General features: G+C 33.9%; 14 protein-coding genes. 4 read left to right on the top strand and 10 right to left on the bottom strand.

The window, feature by feature from the left end:
• On the bottom strand, positions 1 to 199 hold a 199-nt coding region (locus ACY9Z2_RS16760; RefSeq protein WP_463610815.1), incomplete at its 3' end, for a hypothetical protein.
• A gap of 125 nt (positions 200 to 324) precedes the next feature.
• Between ACY9Z2_RS16760 and ACY9Z2_RS16755 the strand changes: the two genes are divergently transcribed.
• Positions 325 to 2,037, top strand: a complete 1,713-nt coding sequence (locus ACY9Z2_RS16755) for a sensor domain-containing protein (protein WP_463610814.1) — start codon at positions 325 to 327, stop codon at positions 2,035 to 2,037.
• A gap of 16 nt (positions 2,038 to 2,053) precedes the next feature.
• On the opposite strand, the gene ACY9Z2_RS16750 is transcribed toward ACY9Z2_RS16755, so the two are convergent.
• From ACY9Z2_RS16750 to ACY9Z2_RS16735, 4 genes are all read right to left on the bottom strand, one after another.
• Positions 2,054 to 3,202, bottom strand: a complete 1,149-nt coding sequence (locus ACY9Z2_RS16750; RefSeq protein WP_463610813.1) for a S1C family serine protease — start codon at positions 3,200 to 3,202, stop codon at positions 2,054 to 2,056.
• Positions 3,203 to 3,219: 17 nt separating this feature from the next.
• Complete coding sequence (locus ACY9Z2_RS16745; protein ID WP_463610812.1) at positions 3,220 to 4,401, bottom strand: zinc ribbon domain-containing protein; 1,182 nt, start codon at positions 4,399 to 4,401, stop codon at positions 3,220 to 3,222.
• Between the two features lie 631 nt (positions 4,402 to 5,032).
• Positions 5,033 to 5,566: a signal peptidase I gene (gene lepB, locus ACY9Z2_RS16740; protein ID WP_463610811.1), complete on the bottom strand. Its 534-nt coding sequence runs from the start codon at positions 5,564 to 5,566 to the stop codon at positions 5,033 to 5,035.
• A gap of 109 nt (positions 5,567 to 5,675) precedes the next feature.
• Complete coding sequence (locus tag ACY9Z2_RS16735; protein ID WP_463610810.1) at positions 5,676 to 6,026, bottom strand: PilZ domain-containing protein; 351 nt, start codon at positions 6,024 to 6,026, stop codon at positions 5,676 to 5,678.
• Positions 6,027 to 6,244: 218 nt separating this feature from the next.
• On the opposite strand from ACY9Z2_RS16735, the gene ACY9Z2_RS16730 reads away from it, so the two are divergent.
• A complete protein-coding gene (locus tag ACY9Z2_RS16730; protein WP_463610809.1) occupies positions 6,245 to 6,445 on the top strand; it encodes a Spo0E family sporulation regulatory protein-aspartic acid phosphatase in 201 nt (66 codons plus the stop codon).
• Positions 6,446 to 6,713: 268 nt separating this feature from the next.
• Positions 6,714 to 6,872, top strand: coding sequence for an FbpB family small basic protein (locus tag ACY9Z2_RS16725; RefSeq protein WP_463610808.1), 159 nt, complete (start codon positions 6,714 to 6,716; stop codon positions 6,870 to 6,872).
• A 48-nt stretch (positions 6,873 to 6,920) separates the two neighbouring features.
• On the opposite strand, the gene ACY9Z2_RS16720 is transcribed toward ACY9Z2_RS16725, so the two are convergent.
• On the bottom strand, positions 6,921 to 7,817 hold the full coding sequence (locus tag ACY9Z2_RS16720; protein WP_463610807.1) for a DMT family transporter: 897 nt from the start codon (positions 7,815 to 7,817) through the stop codon (positions 6,921 to 6,923).
• 131 nt (positions 7,818 to 7,948) lie between these two features.
• Here ACY9Z2_RS16720 and ACY9Z2_RS16715 point away from each other — a divergent pair, with 131 nt between their 5' ends.
• The gene (locus ACY9Z2_RS16715) at positions 7,949 to 8,281 is read left to right on the top strand and encodes a hypothetical protein (protein ID WP_463610806.1); all 333 of its coding nucleotides are present in this window, start codon (positions 7,949 to 7,951) and stop codon (positions 8,279 to 8,281) included.
• A 39-nt stretch (positions 8,282 to 8,320) separates the two neighbouring features.
• On the opposite strand, the gene ACY9Z2_RS16710 is transcribed toward ACY9Z2_RS16715, so the two are convergent.
• The 4 genes from ACY9Z2_RS16710 to ACY9Z2_RS16695 form a co-directional block, all read right to left on the bottom strand.
• Complete coding sequence (locus ACY9Z2_RS16710) at positions 8,321 to 8,542, bottom strand: hypothetical protein (protein ID WP_463610805.1); 222 nt, start codon at positions 8,540 to 8,542, stop codon at positions 8,321 to 8,323.
• A gap of 91 nt (positions 8,543 to 8,633) precedes the next feature.
• Positions 8,634 to 9,113 carry a YkyB family protein gene (locus ACY9Z2_RS16705; RefSeq protein ID WP_463610804.1) on the bottom strand — a complete coding sequence of 160 codons (480 nt, stop codon included), beginning with the start codon at positions 9,111 to 9,113 and terminating at the stop codon, positions 8,634 to 8,636.
• Between the two features lie 678 nt (positions 9,114 to 9,791).
• Positions 9,792 to 10,370, bottom strand: coding sequence for an SCO family protein (locus tag ACY9Z2_RS16700; protein ID WP_463610803.1), 579 nt, complete (start codon positions 10,368 to 10,370; stop codon positions 9,792 to 9,794).
• 75 nt (positions 10,371 to 10,445) lie between these two features.
• Complete coding sequence (locus ACY9Z2_RS16695; protein WP_463610802.1) at positions 10,446 to 11,297, bottom strand: metallophosphoesterase; 852 nt, start codon at positions 11,295 to 11,297, stop codon at positions 10,446 to 10,448.
• Between the last annotated feature and the right edge of the window lie 152 nt (positions 11,298 to 11,449).

The following is an 11,449-nucleotide window of genomic DNA, read 5'->3' as shown; positions in this document are numbered from 1 at the left end:
CATGTTTTTTAGCTGAATAAGGCATCGTGTGTCCGTTAACCCTCAAAATAAAGGTAAAAAAGGAAAATAGGGCATCATCAGTCCGATACCAAGCAGTGCCTTGGCATGTTATTCGTTTAGAATGTGTTTTTCTTCCGAAGAGGCTGAAGCGTTGCCCTGAGTTGCGCGGCTGTCCGAAGCAGAAATCAACATAGCACATACTTAGTTAGCAGTTTACGTAAAAATGGACCTTGTGACAACTAAGTTTTTCTTAATTTGATTAATAGTGTATAGCTTATACCAATAAAAGCTTTATTAAGTATTTTAAGATAGGGGAAATTTGCAATGAATTTACAGGTTGAAAACTTCAGGGAGGAGCAAATTGATTGGATCAAACAATTCTCAGTTGTTGTCACTGACTGCGTATTTTTAATGAAGGTAGTTAAAGAACAAGGCATAAACTACTTTGTATATGACTATGTTAATAAACCGGCAATGGAACTAGCGCGTTTGACAAAACGGGATATTGGGAGAACGATAACCCAAAGTAATTCTGTAGCACAAGCACAATTTATACGAGAACGATACTTAATGGTACTTGAATCAGGTGAAATCGTTACATATAAAGACAATGTTATTCTTCCCAATGGTCAATATGAAGCACGAACCCAGCTAATTCCAGTTTACAATGTAAACGATCAAATTACATATGTTGTTGGTGTAACAGTAAACGTCAATCAGCTTTCCGAAAAATCCGATGATGTAAAGTATCTGAATCGATTATTTTCTACTTACATGGATACTACCGATAATGGTGTTGCTTTAATTGATTTCACTGGAAAATTTCTATTAACCAATGAAGCATTTATACAATTATTTGGCTATACCAAAGCTGAATTGCTGAAAATGAGTTTATTTGAATTTCAACCCCACATTAATCAAAAGTTTGATACATACTTTAAGCTGTTGCAAAAAGGTGAAAAAATTCATGATTTAACAATCGATTTATATAAAAAAGATCAAACGATGTTATATACTACCATCAGTTTTACACCTATTCCAGATGAAAATGAAGAATTTGTTGCTTTTGCAGCTATTATTCATAACATTACAGAGGAAATAGAAACCAAACGAAAACTAACGGCCACACAAGAACGTTATCAGCTTATTGCTGAACATACGCAGGATTTGGTGAATATTATTGATCCTAATGGGATTATAAGGTATGCATCGCCATCACATTTACCTACGATTGGTTATGAACCAGAATTATTGATAGGAAATTGGGTGATAAATTACATACATGAAGATGATCAAAACAGATTGTCGGAAATACTAGTTGCTACAAAAGTTGAAAAAAAATCTTTACTAACTGAATTTAGAGTGAGGCAGAAATCTGGTAAGATAATTTGGGTAGAGTCACATATTAAACCTGTTTTAAACAATAATGGAAGTTTAAGTAGAATAGTTACTTCTTCTCGTGACATTACTAACCGAGTAAAAGCAGAAAACAAACTAAAACAACTAGCAATTACCGATTATTTAACCGGCCTCCCGAATAAACGAGAATTTATTAATCGATTAACTTTGGCAAAAAAAATAATGGATAAAGATCCTACGAAATGTATGGCTGTTTGTTATATTGATGGGGATGGTTTTAAAGAAATTAATGATACATACGGACATGATATTGGAGATAAGTTTCTAATAAAAATTGGAGAAAGGTTAAAACGTATCGTTCCAAAGAATAGCTTGCTTTCTCGAATTGGCGGGGATGAATTCGCTGTATTGTTAGTAGATATAAACGGGGAAGAGGATGCCCAAATGCTTGCAAAACGTATTTTAGTTAGCATGGAAAATCCAGTTGTCATTGATGAGAAGGTATTTAATAATACACTAAGTGTTGGAATTAGTTTATATCCAACTGATGATACAGATATTGATGGTATTTTAGTTAAAGCAGACAAGGCACTGTATGAAGCAAAGAAGAATGGGAAAAATACATATTATCGGTATGCAGTAGATGTAACAGATGTAAAGCACTCTAACCAAACTTAATGGCTAGAGTGCTTTTCTAATTTTTTTCCTTAGTTATGCTTAAGATTTTTAACTGATCATTCTCATAACCTATAGAAAATTTATACTCAACAGTAGATTTTGTTACTTTATCTTTGTTAGGTTGTTTTTGAGAAAAATTAACCGTAACAGTTGATTCTACCTGATTATTCTCTGTAATTGTCGTGTTAAAGTTATCGTATGTCAAATTAATCACATGAATATATTGTTCACGAAAATCAGAATAAGAAGTATTTCCTTGCATTTCACTTCCTAAGATAGTATAAGCGCTTATATAGTCACGGATTAACACGCTATCTAGAAAGTAACTAATTAAATACTCAGCGTCTTTTTTATAAGCACTTTCATCTATATTATTAATAATCTGGGACGGACTAGAAAAGTCTAACTGATCTGTCTGTACTTCATTAGACCATTGTTCAATCTGATCAATTACATTCGGTAATGGAATACTAAATCCAATTGTTCCGTCCTTTGTACCGACAGAATTTATCCCTATAACTTTTCCAGTAGCACGGTCAATTAATGGTCCGCCACTATTCCCATGCGTAATCTGAGCAGAAATTTGATAAACATTTTCATAATCATACCCATCAACGGAAAAATTACGTTCCGTCCCTGAGATGATTCCAAGCGTCACCGTATTTTGAAAGCCATGTGGACTACCTAGGGCAATAACTTCATCACCTAAATCAGCTTTCGAATCTTTTTCTATTGGAATAGGGGTTTGGTTTGCCAATTGTGGAACACGGATAACGGCAATATCTGTTTCTTCGCTAATTCCTACTACTGCAGCTGGATAAACACGGGCGTTGGATGTCCGCACGTTAATAATATCAGCATTTTTTACTACATGTGCATTTGTTATGATATCACCTTTATCGTTATACAAAAAACCTGATCCAGTTATCGTCGTTTCTTCATTTTGTCCTTCGATCTGCATTACATTTTTCTCAACTTTATGAATGATTGATTTGAGATTCAATGTTTGCGGTGAATTACTGATTTTATTAATACCTGAGTTACTAACGGCTATTTCGGTTGCATACCATTGATTGTACATAAGAAAGATACTTATACCACCTATGATCATGATGATAATGGTAACAGTGGTTGGTATGTACTGATTTTTTTTCAAAAAATTCACCTCATTTATTGCATGTGTTACTTATCTGTGTACCATTTTATTTGGGATACTTCTACTTTTAATTCTTTTGCTTTTTCGTCAATTTCAAAGTGAGTGAATTCAAATTCACCAGTTTCATCAGGGTAAAGTGTGTCGGGAAATACATAGACTTCATTTGACTCGAACGCTTCACCTTTACTTGTCAATAAGTTATATTCAACGAGAACCGTATTAATTGGTACGGTTGCAACACTTTTTACTTTTCCTTTAACTACAAGATTTCCCTGATCATTATTTGAAAGAGAAACTTCGACAAGTTCTACAGCATCATTTTTATTTAGTTTTCGCTCTTGTTCAGCAGTATTTAAAGCCGACTCAATTCTACGTTGTTGTGCTGTTTCAAAAGCAATTTTTTCATTATTAATAGTAGTTTGTAAGCTTTTAAGTTTATCAGAATCTGGAGCATAAATTAATCCGTCATTTACAAGTACTTGTGCATCCGAAAAATGGCGTTTTTGTAATTGCTCACTTGCTTTAACATACGTATAATCAATTATTTGATTTCGGATCATTGTAGTAATATTTTGTGCTTCATTACTTTGAATAGATTCAGCTTCCCATAGCAGTACTTTCAGTTTTTCTATGGAAGGATCCTTTTGTAACTGACTTCTTAACTGATCGATTTTAATGGTGTTTCTAGTCAGTACAATTTCATTTATTAGTTTTCTAACGACTGAACCATTATAATTTTTTAATGACGCTTCAGTATCAGAAATAAGATCTAGAGCAGTCTGATAATCCTGTTTTGCCAGATGTTTTGATGCATTATCAAGCTTTGATTGAATTCTAATAGCGATGTCCATGAATTCAACAGCATTTTTAGCTTGCGGAAAATTTTCTTTTTGTTCCAGAGCTTCTTTAAAAAGATCTTTTGCTTCTTTATATTCGCCTTTTTGTGCATTCTTTTCTGCACTAGTGTATAGTTCTTTAGCTTCAGCTGCTTGGTTTTCTAAATAAAGAAAGAAAACACTGGTTGATAATACGAAGAGCGCAATAACAGAAAGTGGGAGATACCAAAATTTGTTAAAGCCTTTTGAACCACTTAATCGATGGTGCATATCCTCAGGAAGATGCCTTCCACATTTTATACAATAGGATTCGTTATCCTTTACATGTGTGCCACAATAAGGACAGTGAAACAAAACTGTCACCTCTTTCATCTTGGGTGTTGAGACTAATCAACATTAAGCAATCGTCTTTAATTTTCTAGATCTAGCTATGGCTCCTAGAAGCTGTCGCCATAAGCAATGAACACTTCGAGTGCAAAACCATGCACTCAAAGGTTCCTTGCTTATGCGCCTACTTCTGAACAGTCGCCTTCGCTTTTCATGTCTAGCTACGGCTCCTAGCGCCTAGCAAATAGTTAGTCCTGATGAATGTACGGAAAGTTCACCGTACTTTCACAGTCTTATCTATTTGTACGGCGCTAAGCAGTCGCCTTCGCTTTTCTTATTCATTCTAACATATTTTTGCTTTATTTAGGGGCTTGAAATTGGTATGATAGTGAAGAGAAATCTTGCACATAATAATCTTGCACTGATAAGAATTTAGTGGATTTGTTGGTTTTAGTTATGTTCATCTAGACTTACGCGAATTCATTAAGCGGTTAGTCGTTTTGTTCATACATAATCCTTACTTAAATCGTTTAGAGGAGGTGCACACATAAGATGGGTATTGCACTTACAGTAGTTTGCTTTGGGCTAATTATCTTAAATATTGGGTATTGTGTATTTGATAATGAAAAATAAAATAAAATAAAAAGGGCCAGACCATTTGTCTGACCCTACTTATTTAATCAATCATTTTCCATTCATCAAATGGATAAATGATTAGTTCAGATTTACCAACGATGTCATCCTCATTTATAAAACCTAATCCGTTTCGGCTATCCTTACTGATAGCTCGATTATCTCCCATTACAAAGTATTTGTTTTTAGGAACTTCAATTGGACCAAAATTTCCTGTATGATTTAATGCTTCTTGACTGATAAAGGATTCATCATACTTTTCACCATTAATATACAATTGATGGTCACGAAACTTTATCGTCTCACCTGGTAAACCAATTACTCTCTTTACGTAATTTTTAATTGGTCGCTTGATAATAACAACATCTCCACGTTCAGGTTCATCGATTAAATAGACAGCTTTATTAAAAATAACTCGTTCACCGTCCTCTAGGGTAGGAACCATACTTTCACCCTCGACGATGGAGGTTGCAAATACGAATGTACGTAGAAAAAATGCTAATAATATTGCAATAAAAATTGCTTTACCCCATTCTAACCATTCATTTTTCTTTTTATGCTTAACCAACGTAGACATCCTTCCCTTCACACTGGTGGAAAAGTATAAATTATATAGATACTAGCATGTGTTTTAAGTTGGCATCTATATAATTAATCGTAACATAGTTCAGAGTCTTTCTATAATCTCATGAATTGTTCATTCGTTTCAGTTTTTTTAACGACTGAATGATGGAAGTGTGATACGTTTCATCTGTATTCAATTGTAATCCCATTTCGTAAGAGGTTTTAGACGGCTTCATCCAGCTTACTGTACCTATCGCATCAAAAGCGGTATCATCAATCGTATAAGACAAATTTATCTGGGCACCTTTTGTCAGTTGCCTGCGATCCTCGCAGTAAACTTTGGCTCCGTTCTTACTTACATCTAACACGGATACATTAATCGGTGACCGGTCTGTACTTGACGTATCGATTAACTTACCAGGTAATGGCTGTCCAAATGTAAAACGAAACGGTTCATTTCTTTTGAAATACATTCTACTCACCTTCCTTTATTCTTACCAAATGACTGGGTTATAAAATAATTAACCTACTAATAAATTATCATTTATTAGTAAATTATAGAAGTAATTTATTTTAAGTTCACACTAATTTATCATTATGTTTTAATCGCAGCAATACTGGTAATGCTTTTAATACTGTGCTAAAGTAATTACATCTATATGCTGTTAGAGGAGGTAACCACATTATTAATATGAAAACAATTGATAATCTTTTAGAACGAATCGAGTTTCTTCGTAATAAAATGACGGAGGTTGCCTTTAAAAAAGGGTTTACTAGTCAAGAATCTATCGTTATAAGTCAAGAGCTAGACAGATTATTAAATTTGTATGATAGTGTACGTGATAACGATCACCAAATAGATAAAAAAATAAATGATAAAAATATATTATAATAATTTCTCTCTGGGATATATCCTAGGTCCACAAGGATATTCCCAAGTACTCTCTTTCAATTCCCTCTTTTTTTATTGTAATATAAATTCTACGGCACAACATAAACCACTTTTTTAAAAAAATTCTCATTCTGAAAAATAAAATCATAATAAAAATGTCTGCGTAATATAAAAAATATTATTTCTTAACAAAATGTTCAAATAATTTTGATTCATTTTTAGAAAAATAGGGTATAATGTAATTAAAATATAAAAAGGAGTGAGGGAAGTGCGCCCTAAAACCCAGAACTTTGAAGAACTTGTCAAACAATACAAGGAAGAATTATTATCAGATGAAAAAAGCTTGACACAAATTGAATTAAGACTTGAGAACAAGCAAAAGAAGAAGGAAACAACAAAACCAAAACGTTTTTCCTTCTATGATTGATACGATAAGAATTTATTTAAGGGGTGGAGTGGATGATAACTCCAACCCTTATTTTTGTATGTGGGCAGTTTTCGGGGTACTGTATAGCTGGATTAAAATAACGGCTCCAATTATACATCCCATCCCAAGCATTTGAATGAATGAAAAAGATTCATGAAATACAAAAATACCTATTAATGTTGCAACTACTGGTTCAATAGTGGTTAAAATGGAGGCATTAGAAGCTTCTGTTTGATTTAAGCCATATGTATAGATGATATATGCCAGTGCGGTAGGTAGGAGTCCTAATCCGAAAGCATAGAATAAAACAGTTGGATCGAGTAATTGATTTGTTTTCGTTGTAAAAGGAAAAAATGGCAGTAATACAATACTTGCTACAACAAAGGTGTGGGTAGTAATACTTAGGCTAGTATATTTTTTTAGTGCATATTTACTAAATATACTATAAAGGGCATAACCTATCCCAGATCCTAGTCCAAAAAGAATACTTGATAGTTGCAATGTTTGTTGATTAAAGGGGATAAGACCAACGATGAAACATGTGCCTAGAAGTGTGATTAGTAGTGCAATTAGTTTAATTCTTGTAAGTGGTTCTTTAAACAGGATTAGTGACAGTAGTGTTACAAATGCTGGTGCAGTATATAATAAAGCTGTCGCAAATGGAATTGTCGATAGCTCAATCGCCGTAAACATACAATAATTAAAAAAAATGATACTCAAAATTCCAGTTCCTATGAAATATTTGATGTCCTTCACGGAGTCTAATTTTAATTTCTTAGGTGCTCTAACTACCATATAAATAACCATTATTATTGCAGTGGCTGAAACACGTAGTGTCACAACTTCCATTGGTGTAAAACCATACGTGTACAAATGCTTAACATACCAGCCAATTGTTCCCCACAACGCAGCACCTACAATTATCGAAAGTAAAGCTTTATTCACGACTATATTACCTCCTTTTCAAACCGTTTCGCAATTGACCCGATTATATCAAATTATCAGTAAGTTCATGTATTAAAAAGTTTAAGAAATTTAACTAGTGGTGATAATAGGGGTGAAAGGGGAAGGTAAAGTTGGAACAGTTAGATGAGTTGATGTCCATGGTAAAAATGGGACCTTATGGATTAATGAGTATAATCATTGGAGGTTCATTAATTTGTTATCTTTCTATTAAACCAATTATCCGATGGTGTGTGCTTTTAAAGCAAGATCGTGTGTTAAGTTATGTTTTATGTAGTCTAATTGTTTTCATCAGTACAATCTCAATTGGTGTTGTCTTCTTTAAATTGAATCATTTCTATCTAATAAAAGTTTCTTTACTTTGTATGGCAGTTTTCGGTGGAATTTTAGTGTTCACTAGACTTATCCAGTATTTATATCAAGCTATATTTACGAAAAAGGCGTGAAAAAACCCATCATTCCTGTGAAATGATGGGTTCTGATATTTATTTTTCTTCCTTTTCTACTACACCTGCTTCCGCTTGAACCTTTTCTAACCAACGGAATACAACTTCATAGTGCTCATTTGGAGTTGGTTGATTGATTGGTGCATGTTTCATAACTCTTATTTTTTCTTCTTCGGAAAGACTGTTAAATTTATCTTTTAGGATGTGAGTTTGATCTGCATAACGTTGTAGTTCGTATACAAAATCTTGAAATTCAATCATGATTTAGCCTCCTTAATTATGCTTTACCTTTCTATAAAAGGATTAAAACATTAAATAAGCCGCAAAATCGTTTATTTGCGGCTTTTGTGTATTAGAATTTGCGAAAAGACTTAGTAGGTGGCCATTCCATTTTCCCTAAGGATGAAGGGGTATAGTAGGAAGAAGTGTATTTACGATTTTTTGTTTGTTTCTCTTGTTTAGGAGTAAAATTAATATAACGGTAGACTATTTTTTTGGCCTGAGATAATGACATTTTTGTTTGGGGGTTACGATAAGTTTGATCAAGTGTTCCTAAATGCTCCAATTGATTGAAGTCATCCTTCTCCGGAGGTATATGAAAATAGTAGTCGTCAACCTTTACTAGTAATGTAGAGTGCTGGTTACTGAATTTAGGGTGATCGGAGAAATGAAGTCCTATCTTTTTGGCTAGTTTTCTAGTAAGTAATTTTTTAATTGCTTCTTTTTTAATGAAATATAAATGCTTTGGCTCTGGAGCAGTTTTGGCATGTCTATTTATGGTATATAGAGCCCTAGCTAATTCGGCTACGTTAGTTGATTTGGCTTGTTTCATGGTGTATCCCCCTTCCGAGTTTGTTTCATTTTGTCACTCTTATATTATCGCAAAGCCTGTCCATTTACAATAAATGCGAGCAAAGAAAAAGCTGTATCCTAATAAATTGTTGTTTTTGACACAAATGAAGTAAACTGCGAACTAAACGTGGGGGCAAGACACTGCTTGGTAGAGGACACAAAAGCCCTTATTTTTACTTTTCACGCCTGTTATAGCTCCGGACAGTCGCGCACCTTAGGTCAACGCTTCAGCCTTCGCGGAAGAAAATCACATTCTGAACGAATAGTACGTAAGAGCACTGCTTGCTATCGGACTGAGGATGCCCTATTTACCTTTTTTATCTTTATTTTGAGGATTAACGGACACAGGATGTCTTATTCAGCTAAAAAACATTATTTTCAACTGTTTTTACCCAAATAAGGAATCCTGAGTCCGATAACAACCGCATTTACCCTTCTTTTTCACAAATAAGGGATCGTGTGTCCGCTAGCTGACATCCTTCATGCAATCTTTCCAGTACGCTTGAAAATGTTACTTCACTAGCCTTGTCCAGAGCGGAAATCAGCGTTGCTGTTACCATAAACATGAATTTTCATTAGTTCGCAGTTTACTTTAATTGCGATTTAATTAAGAATTAACTTAGAAAGCAAACAAAAAGAAGCAAGGAAGTCCTTGCCTCTATTTCATGGATTTAATATCCTCGACGATTTTGTCCATTTCTTCAGCTTTTGTTCCGTTATATTTCATAATAAAATTTCCTTCAGGCGACACGAGATAGAAGCTAGTTGAGTGCATATATTGATCGGAATCAGGTAATTCTTCTAAAGCAGCTTTAAATGATTTTATAGAAAGCTCTTTAATTGTTTCAAACTCATATCCAGTGAAAAAATGCCAGTTATCGAATGAAGCTCCTCGTGCTTTTGCAAATTCTTTTAATTTTTCCTTTGTATCATTCTCAGGGTCAATACTAAATGAAACTAGTTGAACGTCTTCGAGACCTTCTTTTTTCAATTTCTCCTGAAGTCTATCCATGTTGGAAGTCATAGGTGGGCATACTGTTTCACAATTGGTAAAGATAAAATCAGCAACCCAAAACTTTCCTTCTAGATCTTCCTTACTTATTTTTTCACCGGCCTGATTGGTAAATGTGAAGTCTTGTACTTCATATGAATACTCACCTTCGTATTTATCTCCGCATGCTGCAAGAACGAATATAAGTATAAATACAGGGAACGCTAACTTGATTATTTTCATCATCTATGTTGACCTCCATCATTACAAAAATCGACTATAGCTTACCATGAAATCTGTTAAAAAACCATGGATAAAGTGTTACACATTGTTTTGTTTCAAAGTGAACACGTAAATTTCTGGTTTACAGAGGAAGCGATACGGTAATCGTGTAGTCCCAATTCCTTTTGTAACATATAAGGTTAAATGTTCCAACTGATATTTTCCCTGTACATATTTTTGTGCGTAAAGTGGCGTATAAAGATGACCGATAATCGGGAGTCTGACCTGGCCACCATGACTATGTCCGGAGAGCTGCACATCCACACTATAATTTACTGTACGATCTGCAAAATCAGGTTCATGTGCTAAAAGCATGGTAAATAACGATGGGTCCGCTTGATGAAGAGCAGATTTCAGGTCAGGATCACCTAACATTACGTCATCAATTCCCGCTAATATAATAGATTCGTTATCTTTATCAATTTTCTCATGTTGATTCTTCAAAAGCTTAAATCCTGATTGGTCCATAACGTCCTTTATAATATCTGTTCCATAGCCCCCATGATCATGGTTTCCATAAATCCAATATTTACCGTAATTTGCTCTAAGTGAGCCTAAAATACGAATTAGTGATGTATTCCAATTATAATCGTTCGGTGCATCAACCAGATCACCTGTAAAAACAATAATATCGGGATTTTTCGAATTAATTGTGCTGACTAATTTTTCTAATTGTTCCAAACTATAATGAAAACCTATATGTGTATCAGAAAATTGAACGATTTTAAAGTTATTTAATGAAGAAGATATTTTATTAGATAATATGGTTTCTTCGTGAACTTCTAATAAACTCGGTTCAATTTCACGGGCATAATAATAGGTTCCTCCGCCCAGACCGAGTAATGCCAGAAGACTACCAACTGATTTTTTTAAGAATGTTCTTCTATTCATGTGGTCAAACCTTTCCAAGACTAATAGTAGCATTATACCACGTTACTGTATGTTCTACATGAATTTTCTCTGTGAATCTATTAGTTAATTTTGACTTATTTTAAAGAAAGGAATATGCTTAAATGAATAGCCATTCATTTTTGATAGGGGGA

This window comes from Virgibacillus sp. GM2-2, from assembly GCF_055329585.1.
Note: the sequence above shows the minus strand (reverse complement) of the source record. Positions and strands in the feature narration are given on the sequence as shown.